The sequence below is a fragment of the Pseudomonas sp. H11T01 genome (assembly GCF_048515765.1).
In the GTDB taxonomy this organism is placed as follows: domain Bacteria; phylum Pseudomonadota; class Gammaproteobacteria; order Pseudomonadales; family Pseudomonadaceae; genus Aquipseudomonas.
The window spans coordinates 89,991-115,215 of the sequence record NZ_JBLYED010000006.1; the positions used below are offsets into that span (position 1 = coordinate 89,991).

Here is a 25,225-nt window from a genome sequence, read left to right on the forward strand (position 1 = left end):
TTGGTTTTTAGGCTGTTTGTTTAGAGGGTTCAGCAACCCTTGCGTAGGGGAATCACTGATTTCGCTACGTGCTGTGGCAGCATAGCCAATCGGGTTAAGAGCGTCCAGAGCTGGGTTTTTCAAGGACAAGCTGCTGAGGAAAAGCTCGCTGTGACTGACCTCAGATCGTTAATATTTTTTCCAGGACAACGTCGTACCTCGATGTCCGGTAAGAGCTCTTTATCAGGATGGCTTGTCGAGCAAGGTCTTCGGGCTGCTCAAGCCAGAGTGAAAAAAATTTGCGGGTTGCCTCTTGAAACCCGAATCCCGTAGGGCACCCTGAAACCTCTAAGTCGGAGGAGCTGCTCTTGAATATCGTGAATAATCTCATCACCGCTGTCCGGTCCGCTCTGAGTCGACCAGCAGCGGTATATACAACCGTAATTTATCCCACACGGGGTCAGGCAGTGATAGTGCATGATGACCTGGGCGTCGCCGCTGAGCGCTCCTGGTATGAGGACGCAAGAGTCATGTCGACAGCATCGTTGCTGAATACGGCCGCCTTCTACACGGTTGAGGATGACCTGATGAGCAGCGAATCGATTGCAATGGCGGACTGTGCAGGGGACTCGATGGGTATGGGGCTCTACTCAATAAATCCGGCCACTGGGTTGCCAATGGTTGATGGGCTCATTGACGTGATGGGGAACCCCATGGGAATGGACTTACATGCTTTTGATGGATCCTCATTCGATTTTTCCAGCTCGAGCTTTTCCGACATGGACAACTGCGGCAACAGTGGTTGTTCCCCATTTTCCGCGGACTCCAATTTTTGAGCGCGCGCTGCTGAATAACGCTCGGCTTAATCGACTGCGGTAGGTAGGACCGTTAACGCCCTCACTGGCCAACTGGGTGAGTTGTGGCGTTATCGCGTTGGCGATTACCGGGTGATTTGCCACATCCAGGACGGCGCCTTACGGAATTTGGTGGTGCAGTTGGGCAACCGCCGTGAAACAGAAAGGAACCTCTTAAATGATGATCGAAATCCCCCCCATGCTGCTAGAGACCCTGGGGCGTGCCAATGAGTTATATATGCACGCCATGGTGACGGATGACCCCTTAAAAGCCGAGCGGCTAAAGGATGATTGGCGTATAGATATGATCATGCTGATGATAGGGCTCAATGAGGCCGTCGAAGCACAGCGTAACGCGGCAGGCGAGTAATCCGTAACGACCCGAAAGGAACCCCACCATTTCGGCGCTACGTTACAATCAGTTGATTATTTAAGGCCTTTGCTGTGGGTGCTTACCAAAGTGCTAAGCGACTGGCACTGGAGAACCGAGCTCCAAGGGTACCTGTGTTCATGTATTGGCCTGGCGTGCCCATCTGGAAATGATCGACAGCATGTCAGGCGTTATCACGTGCCCACCGCCCCTAGAGCTCTGAGCTCGTCAGCACCGACCTTATGCGCAAACTCGTAGGGCGTAATGTGCTCTTCCCGGTTGGCGTCCAAGTAGTCAGCCCACCACGTCATCATCAGTCGGCGCTCTTCCAGGTGCTCAGCCTTGTGGATATAGGCAGCGCGCACGCCGTTGCGCTCTTGGTGGCTCATTTGCCGTTCGACCGCGTCACGCGACCATAGGCCGGACTCGACCAACGCAGAACAGGCCATAGTTCGGAAACCGTGCCCGCAAATCTCTATCTTGGTGTCGTACCCCATGCGGCGCAGTGTCTTGTTTACGGTGTTCTCCGACATTGGCCGCCAGTGGTAGTGATCGCCTGGCAGCACCAGATCAAAACGCCCGCTAAGCCGGCGTATCTGGTCTAGTACTTCCAGCGTCTGGCGTGACAACGGGACAAGGTGCGGAGTCCCCATCTTGGCTCCTCGGTGCGACCTCTTGACACCCTCGATTGGTGCCCGTTCGCCGGGAATCGTCCACATACTCCGGGTAAAGTCGAACTCAGACCAGCGGGCAAAGCGCAGCTCACTAGAACGAATGAACACCAGTAAAGCAAGGCTTACAGCAAGACAGGTGAGCGGTCGTCCGGTGTCTGCCTCGCAGCGTTGCAACAACTCCGGCAACCGCTCAAGGGGCAAGGCCGGGCGGTGTTTGGTCTTGCGGGTGGCAGTCCCCCCCACCAGATCAAGCGCCGGGTTGTATTCGATCAAATTGTGCTGTACGGCGATTCGCATGATTCCGGCGATGCGCTGGCGCAGTCGCCCAACCAGATCAAGCGCGCCGCGTTTCTCTACCGCCTTCAGACAGACCAGCAGGTCGCGGGTTTTCAGGTCGGATACGGGGCGTTTTCCCAGCATGGGGAAAAGATCGACCTCAATCTCTTTCAGCACCCTGACCGCGTGATCCTTCGACCATTTACCGGCCATGCTGGCGTGCCATTCCCGGGCCACCGTCTCAAAGATATGCCCCGCCTCACTGGCCGCCTCGATCTTTGCTTGCTTAGCGCTCTCGATGGGGTCTTGGTCATGCGCAAGCAACTCAAGTGCCTCGGCTCGACGTGCACGGGCGGCTTTCAGAGTGAGAGCCGGGTAGTTGCCGAACGTAGCCAGACCGGGCTTACCGCTTGGCTTTTTATACTTGAAGCGCCAGACCTTGGTGCCGGTAGCCTTTACAAGCAAAAAAAGCCCTTGCCCGTCGAACAGGGTGTAGTCCTTTGCGCGGGGCTTGGCGGCCTCGCATTTGGGGTCAGTAAGGGGGGTTACGGTGCGCGCCATAGGTATACGCCTCGATATCGAACCGATATATACCTAAACGTATACCTAAATCGTGGGGCTGTACAGGAACATACGGGGATATTCAGACACAAAAAAACCGGCTATAAGGCCGGTTTCTCTAGGCTTCAGTTGTTTACGGGAACATCTGAAACCATACTATTGGTGCCCGAAGCCGGAGTCGAACCGGCACGTCCTTACGAACGGGGGATTTTAAGTCCCATGCGTCTACCAGTTTCGCCATTCGGGCGGTAGCGCGGTGAAGCGACCTGGAACGCTTTAATAACGCTTAAGCAATTCTGGCGCTTGTGCAGCAAGGGAGGAAATATATACATCCCTTCCCTGCGAAGCAAGTTTGCTGACGTCAAACTCCAGACAAAATCTTGCGGTGAAGCTCAAATAAAAAAGCTCCGTAAATCAGTGATCTACGGAGCCTATTTATAGTGGAGGCCGAGGTCGGAATCGAACCGGCGTAGGCGGATTTGCAATCCGCTGCATAACCATTTTGCTACTCGGCCTCAAACGCCCGATGTCATGTAACAACATCAACCGTATACAAACTGGAGCGGATACGGAAGCCAAGCTAACGACCCAAACCCTTATCCTGCAAGCCGCTTGTTGCCAAGCGCTTCAGCGATGGGCGGCATTATGGAGAAGAACACAGGACTTGGCAACCCCCTGAATTCTAAAAGATTTAACTCTCCTCGCAATTCACCGATTCGCTGTCCAGTGCAGGAAAAAACAATGGCTTCAACCACTTCCATAAACCGCCGTGGCTACTCCGACAGCACCTGCTGAAACGAAGTATCGATCACAGGCTCGTCAACACCTTCAGTCCTCGACAGCTCTTGCCTATATAGACGAATCGATGCGCTGCTGCGCGCAAACGTCCCGAAGGCAACCACGCAACCAGCGATGCGCCAGATCGGCATCCAGCCGTGGATGCCAGAGCAATGAGACCGTGAACGTCGGCAGGGAGAACGGAAGAGAAAAGCTGTGCATTCCGACGCGCAGGTTTGCGGTGTGCCGTTCGGGAACACTGGCGATCAGGTCGGTGGCCCGGGCGAGCGCCAGCGCGGTCGAAAAGCCTGGGACGATGGTCACTATCTCCCGCTCAAGCTCGAGCGGCTCCAGGGCTTCATCAATAGGACCCTTGTCGAGCCCCCGCCGGGAGACGCTGATGTGCCTGCCAGCCGCATAACGGGAGGGTGTGATCTCGCCCAGGCTCAGCGGGTGCCCCACCCGCACGACGCCAATGAAACGGTCTCGGAACAATGCCTGCGTAAGCACTTCCGGGCCAGCGGTCTTGCCCACGACACCTGTTTCCAGATCGACGGTCCCGTCGCGAAGTGGCGTGCTGTCTTTATCTGGCTTGTGCACGAAGCGCAGGCGTACGCCAGGCGCTTGTTCGCTAACGCGCCCAATGAGGTCCGCTGCGAAGTTCTCCACAAAGCCGTCACTGGTGCGCAGCGTGAACGTTCGGACCAACTGTTTAAGGTTGAGCGTTTGCGCAGGACGTAGAACCGCTTCTGCGTCCTGCACGAGCTGGCTGACCCGCTCGCGCAGCTCCAGCGCTCGGGGGGGTGGGAACCAGACCGCGTCCGGCTCTGACCAACAGCGGATCGCCCGTCGTTTCACGCAATCGCGCCAGTGCTCGACTCATCGCCGACGGGCTAAGCCGCAACCGCTCTGCTGCGCGCGCAACGCTGCCTTCTGCGAGCAGTACATCCAGGGTGATCAGCAAGTTGAGATCAGGTGTCGACATGCATCGCCTCTGGCATGGCGTGATTGTGATGTGGCGTTAAACGCACGAATACAGTGCAAATGGTGCGCCTTCCGCCATGTTATGCCCAGGAGTAAATTTCTGACAGCTCCATTTCGGGAGCCGTCAGAAAAAGAGGGTCACGATGAAGCCAATCATTGCAGGACGAGATGAGGCACTAGCAGCCAGTGCGCAACGGACAGTGCGGTGGGCGCTCACCAGCCTCTCGCTATCCATGTTGCTGTCCTCGCTCGGCACCAGCATCGCCAATGTTGGCTTGCCGACGTTGGCACAGGCGTTCAACGCCTCCTTCCAGGAAGTCCAGTGGATCGTCCTCGCTTATCTCCTTGCCATCACCACCCTGATCGTCAGCGTCGGACGGCTCGGTGACATCATCGGCCGTCGGCGGCTGCTACTCGCCGGAATCTTTTTGTTCACGGTGGCCTCTGCCCTTTGCAGCTTGGCGCCCACGCTCTGGCTGCTGATTGCCGCCCGGGGGCTGCAAGGCCTCGGCGCGGCCATCATGATGGCCCTGACCATGGCCTTTGTCGGCGAGACGGTTCCCAAGGCAAAGACCGGAAGCGCCATGGGGTTGCTCGGGACGATGTCCGCGACGGGCACCGCTATGGGGCCGTCGCTTGGCGGTGTTCTGATCGCCGGACTCGGCTGGCAGGCCATCTTCTTCATCACCGTACCGCTGGGTATCCTGACGTTTCTTCTCGCCCATCGCTACCTGCCCGCCGATCGCCCCACGCCGAAGGCCAATCTCCAGGCACCGAAGACCAATCGTGCCGGCTTCGACTCCGTGGGCACGCTGCTGCTGGCTCTGACGCTCGCGGCTTATGCGCTCGCCATGACCATTGGGCGCGGCAGTTTCGGTCCGCTCAACATGGCCCTGCTGTTGGCTGCTTTCTTCGGCGCCGTCCTCTTCGTGCTCGTCGAAGCAAGAGTTGCCTCACCGTTGATTCGATTGGCGATGTTCCGCGAACCGGTGCTGGGCGGGAGCCTCGCCATGAGCGCGCTCGTCTCGACGGTGATGATGGCGACGCTGGTGGTCGGGCCCTTCTATCTCTCCCATGCGCTCGGGCTTGACGCCGCGCTTGTTGGACTGGTCTTGTCGGTCGGGCCGTTTGCCGCTGCGCTGACAGGGGTGCCCGCAGGTCGCATTGCCGACCGTTTTGGCGCTCAACGTATGACCCTATTCGGGCTCATCGGAATGGCGGCCGGTTGCCTCATGCTATCGGTGATACCGGAGGCGCTCGGCATCTTTGGCTACATCGCCCCCATTGTCGTCATCACCATCAGCTATGCACTGTTCCAGACGGCCAACAACACCGCGGTCATGAGCGATATTCGCCCGGACCAACGGGGTGTCATCTCCGGCATGCTCAACCTGTCGCGAAATCTGGGGCTCATCACCGGTGCATCCGCTTTGGGCGCGGTGTTCGTGCTCGCATCGGGGACGATCGACATCACCACGGCGCGTCCCGAGGCCATTGCCAGCGGTATGCGGATCACGTTCGCAGTCGCGCTGGTTCTGATCGCCGCCGCGCTCGCCATCGCCCTTGGAAGCCGCGCTCTGGCAGCGCGCTCCTCGCTCTCACATCCGACATGAGTCTCTTCCGATTGCAGCAACCTCTCGGCGTCGTACCGGATGAGGTCGCCTCAATCCTCAGCATCACTTGAAACCGGCGGCGTTCGGTTCACGTGAAAACGGCAGACCTCACCCTCGCGCACCATGCACTCGAGGTGTTCCACCTCGCCGCCACCCAGCGCGCCGATGAGTGCCAGATCCAGTTCGCAGACTTCAGGGTGGGTTTTGGCCAAATGATGGAACACACAGTTGTGGGCGACTATTTCCTGCTCGCCTGAGGAACGGAAAAACACCTCGGATTCATAGCCGGCCTGATTCATGTGGCTGACGATCTGCTCGTCGTTTACCACCGTTTGCTCCATTCCCGCGGCCATTTTCTGACCGAGGCTGCGCATCAATCTGGCCAGATTGTCGTGACCGATGATGTCGGCGACCTCGCCAATCAACAGGTCGGCCAGCAACTGATACTGCCGGGGGAACAACTCCCGGCCTGCAGTGGTGAGCTGGAACAGCTGTTGAGGGCGTCGGCCAGTGGGTCGGGTTTCGCCACGCAGGATCAGTCCGTCCCGCTCCAGCGCAGTCAGGTGTTGACGAATGGCAGTACGCGTCACGTCGAGGTGACTCGCCAGATCATCAATACTCATGCCCGCCGGCTGGTACAACAGCGCTGACAAAAGATCCTGCTGCGTACGACCCATCCCCTGAAGCATTGTGTGCGACCTCACCACTGTTACCAAAAAAAGGGGCGCTTGCGCGCCCCGCCTAACGTCAAAACTTGTCCGGAAACTGTTTGACCAATGCTGCACCCAAGGTGTCCGCAAGGACCAGCATATGTTCGCGCATTGCTGCCCAATTCTTGGCTTCAGCGGCATAGTCCTTTTTGCCCAACTGATCTATTTGAGCGATGTGGTGCCCGCCGTGAGCGCTGAGCATGGCGACCAATGTCGCTTCCGGCAAGTTGGGATTGGCGGAGGCCAGGAAGTGAGCCAGCGCTTTGGCGTTAGTGGTCAGCTCTTCAACAGCGGCATTTTTCCCCTTGGTGTCCTTGGCGACAGAGGCATCGCTGTAATGTTTCACCGCCCCCCAATGCCCGGCGAGCAGTTTCAATAACTGATCGGCCGCGGGCTGGCCGTATAAGGGTGCAAGGCTATTGGCGATCGACGTGGCGTTGGCCACCACTTGAGTCACCGCCGTATCGGCTTGCGCGCGATTCCCTTGCTGGTTGGCGACAACGTAGTTTCTGATCCAGAAAATGTGCTCCACCCACAGATCGCGCAGTGCCAGTCGAGTGGTCAGCGCAGCATCCTGCGCTGCCGGGACCGGCGCCGGGCTTTGAGCGGCGTAGCTCCAAACCGGTTGAACACACAGTGTAAACAGCAAAAAACCCAGCGTTCTAATGTTCATGACGGGAGACTCGAATGAGGGATGGTTCAATAAAAGTAGTTTTGACATACATTTATGTCAATATTAAAAACATACCTCTCGTCGAGACGTCACCTGACCGAGGTTATCCCCGAATAAGATGAAAAAGATTTAACTCTGGCAGCATAAATTTTGAGTTATTGGAGCGCGCCGTTGCGGGTAGTATTCGATGGCATTGCCGAGCGACGCAGCGCTGGAAGGGAGCCACGTCATGCCAATAAAGAACTCACTCAGCACCCTGCTGTACAAACTTCATCAGAATCAGCTGGCGATTGCCGCCGCCGTTGAAGAACTCTCGTACGCGATTGAAGCCGCAGGGTGCATGAAAGTCGCGGAAAAGGCCCGACAGGATCTCAGCTTGCTGGACCGGAATCTCGAATTCATCTCCTCGGCAATTCTAGAGTTGATGGAGGATGAGATGTCTGAAGTCGATTGAGCTCGATCATTGCCGCACCTTCACCCAAGCCATGAGCAGCGCCGATGAGAGCATGCCTACGGTCATGAAAATGTAGGCAGCTCCGGGATTACCGGTAAGGCCGATCAAATACCCGACGATCCACGAGCCGATAAAGGCGCCTAATGCCCCGCACGCATTGATCAGGCCAATGGCGCCGCCGAACACATTGGCCGGCAAAATCTCGGGGATGAGCGCGAAAAACGGTCCGTAGGGTGCGTACATAGCGGCGCCTGCAATGGTCAGCAGCGCGAATGACAGCCAGAAATGGGTCGAACCCAGCAAGTACGAACAGAAGAACGCCAGAGCCCCCAGTGCCAGAAGTGGCCAGATAAAGTGTTTGCGCTGCTGCGACTTATCCGATGCCCAGGACACTGCGAGCATGGCAGCGACGGCAGCGACATAGGGAACCGCGCTCAACCAGCCGACCGTGACAATGTCTGCGGCAGCCGCCTGTTTGATGATGGTCGGCAGCCACATGATGAAGCCATAAACGCCGACGCTCCACAGCGCGTGCACACAGCAGAGCTGGATGACCACGGGACTGGTGAATGCCTGACGATAATTGCGGACCGCCTTCATGCCTTTTTGTTCGTTTGCCAGCGTCGCGGCCAGTTGGCTTTTCTCCTGTCGGGTCAGCCAGCTGACGTGCTCGGGTTTGTCCCGCGCCAGCCGCCACCAGACAAAGGCCCACAGAACCGCCGGCGCGCCCTCGATCAAAAACATCTCGCGCCAGCCCCAGGCATGGATCAAATAACCCGAGACCACTGACATCCATAGCACGGTGATCGGGTTGCCCAGAACCAGAAAGGTATTGGCTCGCGAGCGTTCCTTGCGAGTAAACCAGTTACTGATGAAAATCAGCATCGCCGGCATCACCGCCGCCTCGACAATCCCCAGCGACACCCTAATCACCATCAACATCGGGATATTGGTGACCAGTCCGGTCGCCATGGCGCACAAGCCCCACAGAATCAGGCTCCAGAACACCAGTTTGCGCACGCTGTATTTCTGCGCGTAGAGGGCGCCCGGAACCTGAAAGAAAAAGTAGCCCAGAAAGAACAACGCCCCGATCAACGAGGAGGTGCTCTTGGTAATGCCCAGGTCCTGCTCGATACCTGCTGCGCTGGCGAAGCCGTAGTTGGCGCGGTCCAGATAGGCGAGGCTGTAGGTAATGAAAATCAGCGGGATCAGATAAAGCCAGCGTTTGGGTGCAAAACCTTCTGCTGTTGACCGCTGACTCGCATCGGTCTCGCCCTGCCCGCCAATGTCGGTTATCGGCAGCCGTGTGTCTTTGAGATTGCTCATGGATATCCCCTTGTTTTTGTTTTTTTCAGGTACGGGTGCTGCAGTCAAACGACGCTGGTCAATCCTCCATCCACAAAGATCGTTTGACCGTTGATGAAGTCGGAGGCGCTCGACGCCAGAAATACGGCGGCGCCGCAAAGCTCCTCTACCCTGCCCCAGCGCCCCGCCGGCGTGCGTTTGCACAACCATTCGGAGAACGCCTGGTCATCGACCAGCGCCCGATTCATCTCGGTCGCAAAGTAGCCAGGAGCAAGGCCATTGGCCTGAATGCCATGGCGCGCCCATTCCGCGCACATGCCTTTGGTGAGCATTTTCACGGCGCCTTTGGACGCTGCATAAGGCGCGATAGTCGGGCGGGCCAGCTCGCTCTGAACCGAGCAGATATTGATAATCTTGCCGCGACGACGAGCAATCATGTGCCGAGCCACCGCTTGGGAAACATGGAAAACCCCGTCCAGATTGACGCGCATCAGATCGTGCCAATCGTTGGCGTCAAAGTCTTCCAGCGGTGCACGACGCTGGATGCCGGCATTGTTCACCAGAATGTCGATGGCGCCGGTTTGCGCCTCGAATGCATTGATCGCTTCAAAAAGTCCGGGGCGATCCGTGACGTCAAATACCGCGACTTCTGCGCCAATCCCGGCTTCGCGCAATTGACCCGCGATGAGTCGGGCTTTCCCTGCATTGCGATCGTTGATCACCACGGTTGCGCCGGCGGCACCCAAGCCTCGGGCCAGTTCAAGTCCGATGCCCTTGCAGGCGCCGGTGATCAAGGCTCTACGCCCATCCAGCTGGAAGCTACTGGTTTGAGATGACATGCTGTTCTCCATAAAACCGCCCCATTGTTTTTTTTCGCGGGCCTTGGCGTCACTTCAACCCAGGTCTTGAGCAGCGTCCAATCGTCATTGCTGATCTGGTGATCAATTACTATGATCACCAACATAAGGCGGTGCTTAACCCTGGAGCGTTTATATGGAAATCAAACACTTACGTTCATTCGTCACCTTGGCGGAGGAGCTTCATTTCGGTCGCGCGGCGCAACGACTCTCCATCGTTCAGCCGGCACTGAGCATGCAGATAAAGATGCTGGAGGAAGAGTTAGGCGTCCGACTGTTCGAGCGCAATAGGCACTCGGTCACGCTGACTGAGGTCGGGGCAATCTTCTTGCCTGAGGCTCGCGCGACATTGCATCAATCAGCCCATGCGGCGGATGTGGCTCGGGCTTCGGGCCGAGGGGAAATAGGTCGAGTGCGCCTGGGGTTTGTATCGTCCGTACTGCCGGAATTATTGCCCACATTGATCCGCTCGGTGCACGAGCGGTTCCCGCGGATTGAGCTGGAACTCAAGGATATGCCGGGCCCGGATCAAGCTGCGGCATTGAAAAACGGGCAGCTCGATTTCGGCTTGATGCGCTTGCCAGCGATCAACGCCGGCATTCAGACCCGAGTGGTCTTGCGTGAGACGTTTATCGTTGCCTTGCCGATGAACCATCCGCTGGCTTCGCGCGAAACCGTGCACCCGACAGATCTCGCTCAAGTACCCGTCTTCATATTGGCTCGACGATACGCCCCCGGATTTTACGATGAGCTGTTGCAGGCGCTGGGCAGTCATGGCGCTCAGCTGGAAATCGCTTCGGAACTGGGCGAATTCACCACCATGCTCGCGCTGGTTTCGGCCGGACTTGGCGTCGGGTTACTGCCTTCCCACGCCGGTCGCGCGCTGCCTGCGAATGTCATTTCCAAACCGCTGGCGCTTGGGAACTACCGAGCAACCACCGGGCTGGCCTGGGTTGATCTGAACACCGCGGTCAAGACCACGGTGTTCAATGTGATGAGTGAGTTATTTTTTTCCTGAGCCCACTGACGTCAACGCCGTCCAGGCCCTATCAACAGCGTGATCCGCTGTGCCGGCCAATCAACACAACATAAACAATCGACGTCTTTGCATAAAAATTTAGCGGCTGTTCGCTCGATGCCAAATGGACCTGGCTGATACCAGATCCATCCGTGCATGGGGCTCTCCTCATCTTGAATGGAAGACTCGATATGCCGCGTTTTATGCTCAGCACGCTGACGCTCGCTCTGGCTTTTACGGCAATGATGCCCGTGGTCAACGCCGCCCCTTTACTCGACCCCACACCCGAACACCCGCGCGCCGATAGTCGATCGGCCCAGAGCAATACCTGGCTGGAGATCGATCAGGCCGCTTTCGAAGGAAATATCACCAAACTCCAGCAACGGCTGGCGGGCAAAAGCCAAATGTGCGCGGTGATGAAAGCCGACGCCTATGGCAACGGCATCGCCCTGTTGATTCCTTCGGCCATCAGGATGGGCGTCACCTGTATCGGCGTGGCAAGCAACGAAGAGGCGCGTATTGCACGGGCGAAAGGTTTCAAGGGTCGTCTGATGCGTTTGCGCAGTGCCACCGTGGGTGAAGTGGAGAATGCACTGCGCTACAACATCGAAGAACTGGTCGGTAACCTGGAGGTTGCACGCCAGCTCAACGAACTGGCCACCCGCAAGGGCGTGAAACTGCCGGTTCACCTGGCGCTGAATTCGGCGGGCATGAGCCGCAACGGCCTGGAAATGAGCACGGTTGAGGGGCAACAACAGGCAGTGGAGCTGACTCGGTTGAAGCACCTGAACATCGTCGGGATCATGACCCACTTCCCGGTCGAAGAACGAGAGGATGTTCTCAAGGGACTGGCGAAATTCAAGGAACAATCCGGCTGGCTGATCGAGCACGCCAAACTGGACCGCAGCCGGATCACCCTGCACTGCGCCAACACCTTCACCACCCTTGAGGTGCCCGAGGGTTGGCTGGATATGGTTCGCCCGGGGGCTGCGCTCTATGGCTACCCGGTGGGCGGGCATAACGAGTTTCAACGGGTCATGCAGTTCAAGTCGCGGGTCGCTGCGGTCAACGCCTACCCGGCGGGCAGCACCATTAGCTACGACCGGACCTATACCCTGAGCAAAGACTCGTTGATCGCCAACATACCGGCCGGTTACTCCGACGGTTATCGACGAGCATTCTCCAACAAAGCCTCGGTGCTGATTCACGGTCAGCGCGCGCCGGTCATCGGCAAGGTCACCATGAATACGCTGATGGTCGACGTCAGCGGCATTCCGGGCGTCAAGGCCGGTGATGAAGTCGTTCTGTATGGCAAACAGGGTGATGACGAGATTACCCAGACCGAACTTGAGACCATCAACGGCGCCTTGCTGGCGGACCTCTACACGATCTGGGGCAACTCCAACCCGAAAATACTCAAAGGCCAATAGCGGTCGATAAGCGGGCAAGGCATTGATGCGCGGCGATTCACTCTCGTCGCGCTATTGTTCAGTGGCGCAACAGCTTGCGCAGCGGAACGCCGTCTTTCATGACCGGCGATTTGATGACGATGTAGCTGAAGTACTTGGAAATGCCGATGTTTTTATCCAGCAGGCTTTCGACCACTTCCTGGTAATGCTGGATGCTGCGGGTCATGAAACGCACCAGATAATCGTAGCCACCACTGATCAGATGGCATTCGAGCACCTCATCGACCAGGCGGATATTGGATTCGAATTTGGCAAAGTCTTCGCGTTTGTGATCGCTGAGGGTTATCTCGGTAAACACCGTGACCGAATCAGTGATCTTGGCCAGATTGAGGTGAGCTTTATAGCTGGAAATGTACCCCGCCGACTCGAGTCGTTTGACCCGTTGCAGGCAGGGGCTGGCCGACAGTCCCACAGCGTCGGCCAGACTGACGTTGGTCATGCGGCCGTCTTTTTGCAGCTCAACCAGGATGCTGATGTCAATCCGGTCCAGTTTGACTAACCCTTCCATTGCGTACCTCTTGCCGCCGTTCAGATAGGCAATCTTTCTAGCAAAATCAGCGCCGTAAAGACAGCTGATGTTGAGCGACCAGGTCCGCCATGCTGTTGATACAAAAATCCGCCGAGCACGGCTGAGGATGTTTGGGGTGGCTACGGCAGATCAAACACAAGCCGGCGGCTACCGGTGGCTCGGCCCCTGGCCTTGAAACCAGCAGGATATCCTTGGGTTCCAGATCGTTGGCCAACAGCCAGTCGCGATCCTCCAATGGGTTGCTGGCGCGGGAAAGCAAGTCGTCGGGCATGATCCCCAAACGCTCACACAGCTGACCCCGATCCTCGGCATCGCGATCGACAGAGACCAGCAACCGATAGAACTTGCGCAGGTACAGCATCGCGCCCGGCGCATCTTCGAACAGCGACCAGCTGGCTACCGAGCGGGCAAAGCTCATACCCTCCTCCCAACTGGCCTTGAGCCCCAGGCGCTCGGCCAACTGGCGATGAGCGAAACACAGCAGCCCACTGAAGCCCAGTTCGGCGAAGCGCGGATAGAGCGCGCGCACCACCTCGTTATATTCGGTCAGTATTTGATCTTTTCCCGGCGCACCGGGGCGGTTTTCGAGCAACGGCTGCAACGCCGCCCAGACACCAGAATCCCGATCGACCAGGACTTCGTCGCAATCGATCAGCAGTGCACGATAATCAGTCAGGCCCATGGCGTGTACAGCCTCCAATGATGCATCCCATCAATCCATGCTCCAAAAGTGCTCACGGCCGGCGCCTTGCTGCGTTGCGCCGACCGAGGCCTGAGCTCAGTTCAAGACTCGTGCCAGCGCCGCCTCGAGAATGTCCAGCGCTTCATCGATCTGTTCCTCTTGGGTGACCAGAGGTGCCAGAAAACGTAGCACGTTGCGATAAACCCCGCATTTGATCACCAGCAGACCGCCCACCCGGGCCTGATCGATCAGTTGTTGCGTTAGTTCAGCATCAGGGCTGCGGGCCGCATCATCCTTGATCAGCTCGATCGCCAACATAAAGCCGGTGCCACGCACATCGCCAATGCGCGGGTAACGCGCTTGCAAGCGCAACAGCCCCTGACGCAACCGCTCGCCCAACACCTCGCCACGGGCCAGCAGCTGTTCCTGTTCGTAGGCCTCGATCACCGCCAACGCGGCCGCGCACGCCAGAGCGTTACCACCATAAGTACCACCGAGCCCGCCGGGCAACGGGGCGTCCATGATCTCGGCCTTGCCGACCACACCGGATAACGGCAAACCACCGGCCAGACTTTTGGCGACAGTGACCAGGTCTGGCTGGATCCCGGCGTGCTGGAAACCGAACCATTTACCGGTACGACCAAAGCCGGTCTGAATTTCATCGAGAATCAGCACGATGCCATGCTTTTCCGTCAGCGCCCGCAGCGCCTGAAGGAACTCGGGCGGTGCCGAGAGAAAACCACCGTCACCTTGCACCGGCTCGACGATGATCGCGGCGACGCGGTCTGGCGCGACTTGGGTGGCTAGCAATTCGTTGAGCGATTGCAACGCCATCTCACTGCTGACACCGCGATAGGCATTCGGGTACGGGGTATGGAACACCTCGGGCGCGAACGGGCCGAAGTTCTGTTTATACGGTTGGCTCATGCCGGTCAGGGTCGTGCCGAGCAAAGTGCGGCCATGGAACCCGCCACGAAAGGCGATGACCGCCGGGCGATTGGTGTGGGCGCGGGCAATTTTCACCGCATTTTCCACAGCCTCGGCACCGGAGGTGAACAGCGCCGCTTTATAGGCTTCTTTACCACCCACCAATTCACACAAGCGCTGTGCCAGGTCGAGGTAGGGCTGGTAGGCGACCACCTGAAAACAGGCATGGGAGACCTTTTGCAGCTGGGCCTGTACGGCCGCGACCACCTTCGGATGATTGTGCCCGATGTTCAACACGCCGATACCGCCGACGAAGTCCAGGTAGCGCGTACCGTCCACGTCCCACAACTCGGAGCCCAGGGCTCGATCAATCACCAACGGATGAGCCGTGACCACGCCCCGTGGCACGAACTGATCGCGCTGACGGAGCAAATGAGGTGTTTCGTCGACTTTGCTATTCATGGCGTTTCCCATCGTCAGTCTGGCAGCCGGGAGGTGGCTGCGATGCTGTTCAGGTTAAGCCTTCAGCGAAACGATCTACGCCGAACTTGGCCTCTGAGAAATTCGGATCGACTGTTTTCACCCGGGAAAACGGCAGAATCCATCAGCCTTCGGCAACCCCATCGAATCTGCCGGTCAATCGTCCATACACCCTGATGCAAAGCGTTTACCCCGGCCCTTTCGACAGATCCTGCTCTGCCATTGGGGCATGATGGATAGCCCCTCCTTCACTTCAGGAAATGCCCATGGCCTTGCTCTATAAAGCTGACCCTGTGCGCGGCGAACAGTGGAAAGCCTTGTTCGCCGAACAGGCTCCGGATATCGAATGGCGCGCGTGGCCGGACATCGGTGATCCGCGGGACATTCGCTATCTGGCAGCCTGGCAGGCGCCGGACAATCTCGACGTTCTGTTGCCCAACGTGCAGGTGCTGTTTGCGTTGTCGGCGGGAGTCGATCAACTGGACCTCGGCCGCTTGCCGGCGAGCTTGCCGGTGGTGCGCTTACTTGACCCCGGCATTACCCGCGGCATGTGTGAATACGCCAGTTTTGCCGTGCTCAGCCTGCACCGGGACATGCTCCGTTATCGCCAGCAACAGGCCGCACGCTGCTGGCAAGCGCACATGCTGCAACCCGCCGCCAAACGCCGGGTCGGCGTCATGGGCCTGGGCATGCAGGCACAGCAGATACTTGCCACCTTACAGACCCTGGGTTTTTCATTGTCTGGTTGGGCACGCAGCGCACATCAAATAGAGGGAGTGAAATGCTATGCCGGCACCGAGCAACTTCCGGCCTTCCTCGGCCAGTGCGACATCCTGTTGTGCGTGTTGCCGTTGACCGAACAAACCCAGGGCATTCTCGACCGAAACCTGTTCCAGCAATTGCCCCGTGGCGCGGCGCTGATCAACATGGGTCGCGGTGGACATCTGGTGGAAAGTGATTTGCTGGAAGCGTTGGCCGACGGGCAGATCAGCGGAGCGGTGCTCGATGTGTTGCAGAAAGAACCGGCGCCGGCCGATCATCCTTTTTGGCATCACCCGCAGATTCTGCTGACCCCGCATATCGCCGCGATGACTCAACCGGAGAGTGCGTTTGGGGTGTTGCTGGAGAATATCCGCCGACATCAAAGGGGTGAGCCGATGCTTGGCGAGGTTGATCGACCGTTGGGTTACTGACAAGCGCACAATTTTGAATGCAAAGAACATCCAATGTGGGAGCGGGCTTGCTCGCGATAGCGGACGGTAAGTCAACATCAATGTTGAATATCAGTCCCTCATCGCGAGCAAGCCCGCTCCCACACTAGTTTGGTGGTGTCATGAGAGTTGATTCAAAGCGCCTCGGCAATCGCCTTGCCGACATCCTGAGTCGAGCCCTGCCCACCCAGATCAGGCGTGATCGGCCCTTGCGCAATCACCTGTTCGATAGCCTTGAGAATGCCGTCGTGGGCCGCGCGATAACGTTCATCACCGTTACCGAGAAACTCCAGCATCAAGGCCCCGGACCAGATCATCGCAATCGGGTTGGCGATGTTGCGTCCGTAAATATCCGGGGCTGACCCATGCACCGGCTCGAACAGCGACGGGAAGCGCCGCTCCGGATCGAGGTTGGCCGAGGGCGCAATGCCGATGGTGCCAGCGCAGGCCGGGCCCAGATCGGAAAGGATGTCCCCGAACAGGTTGGACGCCACCACCACATCAAAACGGTCCGGTTGCAACACGAAACGCGCGCACAGAATATCGATGTGCTGCTTGTCCCAGGTGATGTCCGGGTATTGCTCGGCCATCAACGCGGTGCGTTCATCCCAGTAAGGCATGCTGATGGAAATTCCGTTGGACTTGGTCGCCGCGGTCAAGCGTTTGCGCGGACGGGTCTGGGCCAGTTCGAAGGCGAACTTGAGAATCCGGTCCACGCCACGGCGGGTGAACACCGACTCTTGCAGCACGAACTCATGCTCGGTGCCCTCGAACATCTTGCCGCCCACCGAGGAATACTCGCCCTCGGTGTTCTCGCGGATCACCACGAAATCGATATCGCCAGGCTTACGCCCAGCCAACGGACACGGCACACCCGGAAACAGTCGCACCGGACGGATGTTCACGTACTGGTCAAAGTCGCGGCGGAACTTGAGCAGCGACCCCCACAGAGAAATATGATCCGGCACCTTGTCCGGCCAGCCCACCGCACCGAAGTAGATCGCGTCGAAGCCTTTCAGTTGTTCGAACCAGTCATCGGGCATCATTTGCCCGTGCTCCAGGTAGTAATCGCAATGAGCCCAATCGAGGATCTCGATACTCAGGTCCAGTTGCCATTTTTTCGCGGCCTGCTCCAGTACCCGCAAACCCTCGGGCAATACTTCCTTGCCGATGCCATCGCCGGCAATCGCGGCGATCCTGAATGTCTTGCTCATGGGTTTTGCCTCTTCACTGTCTGCTTAATCAGCGGCCGGGTCACAGCCCACCGATATGGAAGGCTTTGACTTCAAGGTATTCATCCAGACCGTACTTGGAGCCCTCGCGGCCCAGGCCCGACTGCTTGATTCCGCCGAACGGTGCGACTTCCATGGAGATGATTCCGGTGTTGAGGCCGACCATGCCGAACTCCAGCGCCTCGCCGAAACGCCATGAACGGCGCAAATCCTGAGTGAAATAGTAGGCGCCCAGGCCATAAGGGGTAGCGTTGGCCAAGGCCAGCGCCTGCGCCTCATCGGTAAAACGCATCAGCGGCGCCACCGGGCCGAAGGTTTCTTCGTTGGCCAACAACATCCCGGCATGGGTGTCGCCGAGCACCGTCGGCTGGACGAACTGGCTGTCGCCCTCGGGAATACCGCCACAGAGCAACTGCGCGCCCTGGCTCAGGGCATCGTCGATATGTCGGGCGACCTTGCTCACCGCCGCCGGATTGATCAGCGGGCCGATGGTTACGTCAGCGTCCAGGCCGTTGCCGACCTTGAGCTTGCCCACCTCCTCCACCAGCCGCTGAGCAAAACGTTCGTAAATCCCGTCCTGCACCAGAATGCGGTTGGCGCAGACGCAGGTCTGTCCGGCGTTGCGAAACTTGCTGAGCATGATGCCCGCCACCGCCTGCTCAAGGTCCGCATCGTCGAACACAATGAACGGCGCATTACCGCCCAGCTCCAGACTCAAGCGCTTGATGTGTTCGGCGCTCTGACGCATCAGCAACCGGCCAACCGCTGTTGAACCGGTGAAGGAAATCTTGCGCACCGTCGGGTTGCTGGTCAGCTCTTCGCCGATCCCCGTCGGCATCCCGGTCAGCACGTTGAACACCCCGGCCGGGATGCCGACGCGCTCGGCCAACACCGCCAGCGCCAGCGCCGACAGCGGCGTCAGGTCCGAAGGTTTGACGATGATCGGGCAGCCCGCAGCCAGAGCCGGCGCGCATTTGCGGGTGATCATCGCGTTGGGGAAGTTCCACGGGGTGATGGCAGCGCAAACCCCGACCGGTTGTTTAAGGGTCAGCAGTCGGCGGTCGCCGCTGGGGGCCGGCATGGTCTCGCCGTAGACCCGCCGGGCTTCTTCAGCGAACCATTTGACGAACCCGGCGCCGTAACGAATTTCGCCTTTGGCTTCATTCAGCGGTTTGCCTTGTTCGCAGGTCATGATCAGCGCCAGGTCGTCGAGGTTATCGAGCATGGCCTGATACCAGCGTTCCAGCAGCGCAGCACGTTCGGCCGCGGGACGGGCTCGCCAGGCGGGCCAGGCCCGCTCGGCCGCTTCGATGGCGCGTCGGGTTTCGCTGCCTTGCATGGCCGGAACCCGGGCCAGGCATTCGCCGCTGGCCGGGTCGATAACGTCCAGTGTCGCGGCGTTGTCGGCGCCCATCCACTGCCCATCGATATAGGCGAGTTCTACCAGCAGGCTGGGGTCTTTCAAACGATTCTTGAGCATGGTCGAGTCCTGATCCGAGACAACTGCCAGTCTAAGCAGGCGCCACGAACGAGGATGCTGAAAGCGCCAGAACAGCAGCGTCGGATGCTGAAAATCGCCGTGGGACGGCAGGCTCTACTGAGGGGTTTTATGCTCTTTCAGACAAACACAGAACCCTGTGGGAGCGAGCTTGCTCGCGATGAGGGACTTACATCCGACATTGATGTGACTGACAGTCCGCTATCGCGAGCAAGCTCGCTCCCACATGATCTCTGTTTGCCCTGGAACCTATCAACACCACAGTTCTACAACTTCAGGGAACCCAACAACCCCTCAAGAAACCGCTCCCCGGCGTCCATCTGACTGATCTCGATAAACTCGTCAGGCTTGTGCGCCTGTTCGATCGAGCCTGGCCCGCAGACCACCACCGGCACATCCAGACGCTGATTGAACAAACCGCCCTCGGTACCGAAGGACACTTTCGCATTGCCTGTACCCGGCGGCGCAAAGTTCTTCAAAAAGCGCACCGCTTCGACGCTCGGATGCGTTTCCAGCCCCGGGTAGACGTTCAAAGTTTCAATCTCGATGGCCGCCACGCTGGACAAACGCTTGGCCTCGCGCACGATCACCTCTGCACGCTCGCGCATCTGTTCCAGAAACTGATCCAGGTCGTCAGCCGGCAAATTGCGCACCTCAAAGTCCAGGGTGCACAGGTTCGGGACGATGTTCAGGGCCTTGCCGCCGACGATTTGCCCGACATGCACGGTGCTGTAAGGAATGTCGTAGTCCGCATCCTGAGCGCCCTGCTCTTTCAAGTGCTGCTGGCTCTGACGCAGCGCGGCGATGAAATCGCAGGCCACGTGAATGGCGTTGACCGACAGCGGCGCCAAGGACGAATGAGCTTCCTGGCCGCGACAGAAGGTGCGGTAAGACCCTTTGCCTTTGTGTCCGAGGACGAACTGCATCTGTGTCGGCTCGCCGATCAGGCACAAAAACGGTCGCAGCGGCGCCAGGTGCAACACGTCGAGCAAACGCCGCACGCCGACACAACCGGTCTCTTCGTCATGGGACAAGGCCAGTTGCAGCGGTCGGCTCAAGGGGCTGTCCGCGGCATCCAGCATGGCGTCGATGGCCAGGGCGATAAAGCCCTTCATGTCGCAGCTGCCACGGCCGTAAATCCGTCCGTCCCGCACCGTCGCCTGAAACGCCGGGACGGTCCACGCCTGACCGGCCGCCGGCACCACGTCGGTATGCCCGGACAGCAGAATTCCGGGCAACTCACGAGGACCGGTGCTGGCAAACAGATTGGCTTTGTGGCCGCTTTCGTCCTTGACGATCAACGACTCGATGCCCTTGGTCAGCAGCAGCTCGCGCACATAGTCGATCAATGCCAGGTTCGACTCCGAAGAGACGGTATCGAAGGCAATCAAGCGTTTGAGGATTTCCAGTACACGGGGTTTCATGAAGCCTTGCTCCGTTGCTCGGATGAAGTGGCGAACCGGCGGATAGAGAACGGCTCAATCGAGGTGCTGGTGCTGCCGGTGCTGATCAGTTCGGCCATCACATCCCCGACTCCCGGGCCCAGCTGGAAGCCGTGACCACAGAAGCCGAAGGCGTAGAACAGGCCATCGACCGTGCCGCTGGGGCCCATCACGGGCAGGGAGTCCGGGAGGTAACCTTCGATGCCGCTCCAGACCCGGATGATGTTCAAGTTGCCGACACCGGGCAGTAAACGGCGCATCTGCTGAATCTGGTTGAGGATGCTGCGCGGCTCGACCTGGGCCCGGCGCGTGGTCATGTCCGGTTTGCTGCGGTAGCCGCCGCCAATGACGATGTTGCCGCGAGGGATCTGACGGAAATAGATCACCTCCTCGGGAATTTTGGTGTACACGCCGATCACCGTCGGCAAGGCATAGGGCACCGGTTCAGTGACGGCCATTTGCGGACCATGAGTGTCCAGCGGCACCGGTTCGCCAAACTGCGCCGAGAGTTTCTGGCCCCAGGCGCCGGCGGTAATCAGCAGACGCTCGGCGCTGAACTGGCGACCGTCGGTGGTGATCACGCGAAACTCCCCACCGACCTTCTGTACCTCGGCCACTTCGGTTTGCTCTTCGATCCGCGCGCCAGCGCGACGTGCTGCCCGAGCGAACGCCGGTGCCGCGAGGCGTGGATTGGCGTGACCATCATGAGGCGCATAGGAACCGCCCTTGACGTCCGGGCCGAGGAACGGAAAGCGCTTGTGCAGTTCCTGACCACGGTAGATCTGCAAGTCCAGTTGCTGGGCTTCGGGAGCCGCGGCATAGGCCTCCAGCTCAGGGATTTCGTCCTCGCGGTAGCACACTCGCATATGCCCGCTGGCAATGAATTCGAGGTCATCATCGATCAATTCCGGCAGGCGTTTCCATAACGCCCAGGAACGATTGGCCAATTCCAGCTGCCCCAGGAAACGCCCTTGGCGCCGGACGTTGCCGAAGTTCACCCCACTGGCGTACTGGCCGATCTGGTCGCGCTCGAGCAGGATCACCGACTGCCCGCGCTGGCGCAGGAAAAACGCCGCCGCCGAGCCCATCAGGCCGCCGCCGACAATCACCACATCGGCTTTTTGTGCAGTCATGACGACACCTCCTCGGTGAGCATCGAAAGGGGTTTGACCGGCGCCTGGCCGCGTTGTCGGCCCACCTGTTGCACATCGACACCCGCAGCGGCGGCAATCACCTCGGCCCCGGCCTGGGAGCAATAACGCCCTTGGCAACGGCCCATGCCGACGCGGCTGAAGGCCTTGGCCCGGTTGACTTCGCAGGCGCCTTTTTCGCTGACGGTGCGGCGCAACTCACCGGCGCTGATCATTTCGCAGCGACAGACGATGGCCGAATCAGGCAGTGCTTTGGCCTGGGCCGACGGCCAGGGAAACGCCTGGGCCAGCCCAAGGCGAAACTCATCCATCACCGCCAGGGCGCGACGCTGCTCGGCCTGCAGCCCGGCATCCACCGGCTGTTGCAGATCCTGTAGCAGTGCCAGCGCAACCAGCCGTCCCGCGTGTTCGGCGGCATCGGCGCCACGAATTTTCGAACCGTCGCCGGCGGCATACACGCCGTTGACCGTGGTTCGTCCCTCTTCATCGGTCGCCAGCAACCACTGGCTCGACACCTCATCGAAACGCAAACGACAACCGGCCAGATCCGCCAATTGAGTTTCCGGACGCAAGTGATAACCCAGGGCAAGTGCATCGCAGTCGACCTGCAAGGTATCCCCACGGGCCGTGCGCACGCGCACGCCACTGACGCCGCTGGCAGCATCTCCCTGCACTTGCAGAGGTTCGATGCCCAAATGCACCGGGATCTTCGCCCGATAGAGCTGCGCCAGCAATTTCATCCCGGTGTACAGCAAGCCGGGACGGGCGAGCAGTTTTGGCAAGGCCCCGATCCGTTTGCTCAGCGGCGAGGTATCGAGCACTGCCGCCACTTTGGCCCCGGCCTTGAGGTATTGGCTGGCTACTAGATAGAGCAGCGGTCCGCTGCCCATAAACACCACGCTATGGCCGATGGACACCGCCTGCGCCTTGAGTGCGATCTGCGCCCCGCCCAAGCTGTAAGTACCCGCCAACTGCCAGCCTTCGATCGGCATCAAGCGGTCGGTGGCGCCGGTACAGAGGATCAGCGCGTCGTACTCCACGGTCGAGTGTTTACCCTGACTGACGCAGCACAGTTGCCCCGGAGTCAGGTTCCACACCAGGGTGTCCGCACGGTAGTCGATCTGCCCGCGCAATCGGTCGAAGCTTTGGTGCAGCGCTTTGGCCTTGCCGGCCTCGGTGCCGTAAAGCGTGGCGTAATCACGGGTGAAACCTTCGGGCTGGCGACGGTAGATCTGCCCGCCATCCCGACGATTTTCATCGATCAGAATCGGTTTTAACCCGGCCGCCAGCAGGGTCTCGGCACAACGGATGCCAGCAGGCCCGGCGCCGACGATAACGACACGAACAGTACTCAGCCGTGCAGTGGCCATATCGCCTCCGGTTGTGTGGTGACGATATCCAGACCTTCACGGACCTCGTTGGAACAAGCCCGCAAACGCTCGCCACTGCGGGTCCAGACCCAGCAGTCCTGGCAGGCGCCCATCAGGCAGAAACCGGCTCGCTTTCCTGAGTCGAACTCCGATTGGCGCAGTGCCGTGCCCTGGGTCAACAACGCGACCATCAGGGTATCGCCCTGCAACGCCTCAATGGGCGCACCGTCGACCCGCAGGTTGACGGTCGGCCGGTCACGCTCGGCCAGCCTTACAAAACGCCCCTTCATGCATAGGCTCCCATGGTCATGCTGTTTAAATCCTGCTGAGTCTGTAGCAACTCGGCACTGTCTCGATGGCAAAGGATTTCGCTGCCGCCGTCGATGTTCCGGCGGCTTGGTGCGGTGCGATTGCACACGCCGTCGATGCGCACCGGGCAGCGATTGAGGAAGGTGCAGAGTTCCGGCACATTGGCCCTCGCGCCGATCGGCGGCAGCGTTCCGCAGGTGGTGCCGCAGTTCTCCAGCCAGCCCTGACGCAGTTCGGGTACCGAATGGATCAGCAGATCGGTATAAGGATGGAACGGTGCCTGGGCGAACGACTGTCGACTGCCGGCCTGCACCTTGTGACCGCTGTACATCACCACAATGTCATCGCACAGCGCTCGCACCGTGGAAATGTCGTGACTGATGAACAAATAGGACACGCCCAATTCCTGGCGCAGGTCGCGCAACAGTTCAAGAATCGCGGCGCCGACCACGGTATCCAGCGCCGACGTCACCTCATCGCAGAGAATCAGGTCCGGTTTGGCCGCCAGTGCCCGGGCCAGATTGACCCGCTGTTTTTGCCCACCAGACAGTTCGTTGGGGCGGCGTTCGGCCAGGCTCCGTGGCAGGCGCACCAGGTCCAGCAGCTCATCGATTCGCTGGCGCAACGCTGCGCCCTTGAGGCCGAAATACATCTTCAATGGCCGACCGAGAATGGCGCTGACGCTGTGCATTGGGTTGAGCGCGGTGTCGGCGTTCTGGAAAACCATCTGGATGCGGCGGAACTGCTCGTCGGTACGCTCAGAGAGGCTGCCGCCCAGCGGCTGACCATCGAAGGTCAGGCCACCCAACGCCGGTGTCAGCAAACCGGCCACGACCCGCGCCAGGGTTGACTTTCCGGAGCCCGACTCACCGATCACGCCGATGGCCTGGCCCCTGCGTACCGTAAGGTCGATGTCTTCCAGTACGCGGATCGACGGCATGCCTTGCAGGTTCTTGTTGCCGTAACCGGCGGTCAGTCCCTTGATGGTCAGCAGCGGCTCGTCTTCAGCCACATCGCAGGGTGGGCGAATCGTCGCATCCGGCCGCGCTGCCGCCAGCAGACTGCGGGTGTACTCATGGGCCGGCCCCTTGAGCAACGGCGCGGTGGCGCTCTGTTCAAGGATCTCGCCGCCGTTGAGCACCACGATCTGATCGGCCATCTGCGCCACCACCGCCAGGTCATGGGACACGTAAACAGCAGTCGCCCCGCGTTCGCGGACCACGCGTTTGAATGCCCGCAGCACATCGATCTGGGTCGTCACATCGAGGGCCGTAGTCGGCTCATCGAGCACCACCAACAACGGATCGCTGATCAGCGCCATCGCCGCCATGACCCGTTGCAGTTGTCCGCCAGACACCTGGTGGGGATAGCGTTGGCCGATGTGGTCGGGGTCCGGCAGGGACAAATCACGGAACAGCTCGACCGCCTTGGCCTCAAGCGTGGCCCGGCTGCCCAGGCCATGAATCAATGCGCCCTCCACCACCTGGTCGAGGAGTTTCTTCGCCGGGTTGAACGCTGCCGCCGCACTTTGCGCGATATACGACACCCGGTTGCCACGCAGGCCTTGTAGCTGGCTTTCGCTCAAGCTAAGCATGTCGTGTTCGCCGACCTGCACAATGCCCGAGGCCAACCGACAACCGCGTCGGGCATAACCCAGCAGCGCCAGCGCGATGGTGGTTTTGCCGGAACCGGACTCACCTATCAGCGCCAGCACTTCGCCTTTTTTCAGGGAAAAGCTCACACCCTTGACGATCTCCACCTCGCCGCGCTCACCACAGGCGACCACGCGCAAGTCCTGGACTCGAATCAATTCACTCATA

Annotated in this window: 22 protein-coding genes, 2 tRNA genes and 1 pseudogene; 7 read left to right on the top strand and 18 right to left on the bottom strand. The window is 59.4% G+C overall.

All coding sequences use genetic code 11. From position 1 onward, the window contains the following. The first annotated feature begins 347 nt into the window (after positions 1 to 347). Together ACN1C3_RS09885 and ACN1C3_RS09890 are read left to right on the top strand one after the other, a co-directional pair. On the top strand, positions 348 to 815 hold the full coding sequence (locus ACN1C3_RS09885; RefSeq protein WP_419115630.1) for a hypothetical protein: 468 nt from the start codon (positions 348 to 350) through the stop codon (positions 813 to 815). A 196-nt stretch (positions 816 to 1,011) separates the two neighbouring features. After that, positions 1,012 to 1,203 (top strand): hypothetical protein, encoded by a 192-nt coding sequence (locus tag ACN1C3_RS09890; RefSeq protein WP_057395677.1) that lies wholly within the window; start codon positions 1,012 to 1,014, stop codon positions 1,201 to 1,203. Positions 1,204 to 1,397: 194 nt separating this feature from the next. Here ACN1C3_RS09890 and ACN1C3_RS09895 read toward each other — a convergent pair whose 3' ends face one another. From ACN1C3_RS09895 to ACN1C3_RS09910, 4 genes and pseudogenes are all read right to left on the bottom strand, one after another. Further along, a complete protein-coding gene (locus ACN1C3_RS09895; protein ID WP_151213678.1) occupies positions 1,398 to 2,714 on the bottom strand; it encodes a tyrosine-type recombinase/integrase in 1,317 nt (438 codons plus the stop codon). Positions 2,715 to 2,874: 160 nt separating this feature from the next. Next, positions 2,875 to 2,961, bottom strand: a tRNA-Leu gene (locus tag ACN1C3_RS09900). A 194-nt stretch (positions 2,962 to 3,155) separates the two neighbouring features. Next, a tRNA-Cys gene (locus tag ACN1C3_RS09905) sits at positions 3,156 to 3,229 on the bottom strand. Between the two features lie 334 nt (positions 3,230 to 3,563). Then, a pseudogene (locus ACN1C3_RS09910) lies at positions 3,564 to 4,476 on the bottom strand (LysR family transcriptional regulator). 142 nt (positions 4,477 to 4,618) lie between these two features. Between ACN1C3_RS09910 and ACN1C3_RS09915 the strand changes: the two are divergent. Next, positions 4,619 to 6,088: an MFS transporter gene (locus ACN1C3_RS09915; RefSeq protein ID WP_419115631.1), complete on the top strand. Its 1,470-nt coding sequence runs from the start codon at positions 4,619 to 4,621 to the stop codon at positions 6,086 to 6,088. Between the two features lie 50 nt (positions 6,089 to 6,138). On the opposite strand, the gene ACN1C3_RS09920 is transcribed toward ACN1C3_RS09915, so the two are convergent. Together ACN1C3_RS09920 and ACN1C3_RS09925 are read right to left on the bottom strand one after the other, a co-directional pair. After that, positions 6,139 to 6,777: a helix-turn-helix transcriptional regulator gene (locus tag ACN1C3_RS09920; RefSeq protein ID WP_419115632.1), complete on the bottom strand. Its 639-nt coding sequence runs from the start codon at positions 6,775 to 6,777 to the stop codon at positions 6,139 to 6,141. Between the two features lie 58 nt (positions 6,778 to 6,835). Then, positions 6,836 to 7,471, bottom strand: coding sequence for a hypothetical protein (locus tag ACN1C3_RS09925; RefSeq protein WP_419115633.1), 636 nt, complete (start codon positions 7,469 to 7,471; stop codon positions 6,836 to 6,838). Positions 7,472 to 7,700: 229 nt separating this feature from the next. Between ACN1C3_RS09925 and ACN1C3_RS09930 the strand changes: the two genes are divergently transcribed. Then, complete coding sequence (locus ACN1C3_RS09930; protein ID WP_419115634.1) at positions 7,701 to 7,925, top strand: hypothetical protein; 225 nt, start codon at positions 7,701 to 7,703, stop codon at positions 7,923 to 7,925. Positions 7,926 to 7,931: 6 nt separating this feature from the next. Here ACN1C3_RS09930 and ACN1C3_RS09935 read toward each other — a convergent pair whose 3' ends face one another. Continuing rightward, positions 7,932 to 9,251, bottom strand: coding sequence for an MFS transporter (locus ACN1C3_RS09935; protein ID WP_419115635.1), 1,320 nt, complete (start codon positions 9,249 to 9,251; stop codon positions 7,932 to 7,934). A gap of 44 nt (positions 9,252 to 9,295) precedes the next feature. Next, positions 9,296 to 10,069 carry an SDR family NAD(P)-dependent oxidoreductase gene (locus ACN1C3_RS09940; RefSeq protein ID WP_419115636.1) on the bottom strand — a complete coding sequence of 258 codons (774 nt, stop codon included), beginning with the start codon at positions 10,067 to 10,069 and terminating at the stop codon, positions 9,296 to 9,298. Positions 10,070 to 10,223: 154 nt separating this feature from the next. On the opposite strand from ACN1C3_RS09940, the gene ACN1C3_RS09945 reads away from it, so the two are divergent. Both ACN1C3_RS09945 and alr read left to right on the top strand, forming a co-directional pair. Continuing rightward, positions 10,224 to 11,105 carry a LysR family transcriptional regulator gene (locus ACN1C3_RS09945; protein WP_419115637.1) on the top strand — a complete coding sequence of 294 codons (882 nt, stop codon included), beginning with the start codon at positions 10,224 to 10,226 and terminating at the stop codon, positions 11,103 to 11,105. A gap of 191 nt (positions 11,106 to 11,296) precedes the next feature. Beyond that, positions 11,297 to 12,535 (top strand): alanine racemase, encoded by a 1,239-nt coding sequence (alr, locus tag ACN1C3_RS09950; protein WP_419115638.1) that lies wholly within the window; start codon positions 11,297 to 11,299, stop codon positions 12,533 to 12,535. A 58-nt stretch (positions 12,536 to 12,593) separates the two neighbouring features. Here alr and ACN1C3_RS09955 read toward each other — a convergent pair whose 3' ends face one another. The 3 genes from ACN1C3_RS09955 to gabT form a co-directional block, all read right to left on the bottom strand. Then, positions 12,594 to 13,082, bottom strand: a complete 489-nt coding sequence (locus ACN1C3_RS09955) for an Lrp/AsnC family transcriptional regulator (protein ID WP_419115639.1) — start codon at positions 13,080 to 13,082, stop codon at positions 12,594 to 12,596. A 46-nt stretch (positions 13,083 to 13,128) separates the two neighbouring features. Beyond that, the gene (locus tag ACN1C3_RS09960) at positions 13,129 to 13,785 is read right to left on the bottom strand and encodes an HAD family hydrolase (RefSeq protein ID WP_419115640.1); all 657 of its coding nucleotides are present in this window, start codon (positions 13,783 to 13,785) and stop codon (positions 13,129 to 13,131) included. Between the two features lie 96 nt (positions 13,786 to 13,881). Beyond that, positions 13,882 to 15,174, bottom strand: coding sequence for a 4-aminobutyrate--2-oxoglutarate transaminase (gene gabT, locus ACN1C3_RS09965; RefSeq protein ID WP_419115641.1), 1,293 nt, complete (start codon positions 15,172 to 15,174; stop codon positions 13,882 to 13,884). A gap of 284 nt (positions 15,175 to 15,458) precedes the next feature. On the opposite strand from gabT, the gene ACN1C3_RS09970 reads away from it, so the two are divergent. Continuing rightward, positions 15,459 to 16,385 carry a 2-hydroxyacid dehydrogenase gene (locus ACN1C3_RS09970; RefSeq protein WP_419115642.1) on the top strand — a complete coding sequence of 309 codons (927 nt, stop codon included), beginning with the start codon at positions 15,459 to 15,461 and terminating at the stop codon, positions 16,383 to 16,385. Between the two features lie 152 nt (positions 16,386 to 16,537). Here the strand turns inward: ACN1C3_RS09970 and ACN1C3_RS09975 are convergent, their stop codons facing one another. The 7 genes from ACN1C3_RS09975 to ACN1C3_RS10005 form a co-directional block, all read right to left on the bottom strand. Then, a complete protein-coding gene (locus tag ACN1C3_RS09975; protein WP_419115643.1) occupies positions 16,538 to 17,617 on the bottom strand; it encodes a tartrate dehydrogenase in 1,080 nt (359 codons plus the stop codon). Positions 17,618 to 17,657: 40 nt separating this feature from the next. Then, positions 17,658 to 19,115, bottom strand: coding sequence for an NAD-dependent succinate-semialdehyde dehydrogenase (locus ACN1C3_RS09980; RefSeq protein WP_419115644.1), 1,458 nt, complete (start codon positions 19,113 to 19,115; stop codon positions 17,658 to 17,660). A gap of 284 nt (positions 19,116 to 19,399) precedes the next feature. Then, positions 19,400 to 20,557, bottom strand: a complete 1,158-nt coding sequence (gene argE / locus ACN1C3_RS09985; protein WP_419115645.1) for an acetylornithine deacetylase — start codon at positions 20,555 to 20,557, stop codon at positions 19,400 to 19,402. Continuing rightward, a complete protein-coding gene (locus ACN1C3_RS09990) occupies positions 20,554 to 21,708 on the bottom strand; it encodes an NAD(P)/FAD-dependent oxidoreductase (protein WP_419115646.1) in 1,155 nt (384 codons plus the stop codon). The genes argE and ACN1C3_RS09990 overlap by 4 nt, the downstream gene beginning before the upstream one ends. Next, entirely contained in the window at positions 21,705 to 23,096 is a 1,392-nt protein-coding gene (locus ACN1C3_RS09995; protein WP_419115647.1) for an FAD-dependent oxidoreductase, read from the bottom strand. Before ACN1C3_RS09995 ends, ACN1C3_RS09990 begins: the two co-directional genes overlap by 4 nt. Then, positions 23,078 to 23,386: a (2Fe-2S)-binding protein gene (locus tag ACN1C3_RS10000; protein ID WP_419115648.1), complete on the bottom strand. Its 309-nt coding sequence runs from the start codon at positions 23,384 to 23,386 to the stop codon at positions 23,078 to 23,080. Before ACN1C3_RS10000 ends, ACN1C3_RS09995 begins: the two co-directional genes overlap by 19 nt. Beyond that, complete coding sequence (locus tag ACN1C3_RS10005; protein ID WP_419115649.1) at positions 23,383 to 25,224, bottom strand: ABC transporter ATP-binding protein; 1,842 nt, start codon at positions 25,222 to 25,224, stop codon at positions 23,383 to 23,385. Before ACN1C3_RS10005 ends, ACN1C3_RS10000 begins: the two co-directional genes overlap by 4 nt. Position 25,225: the final 1 nt, after the last annotated feature.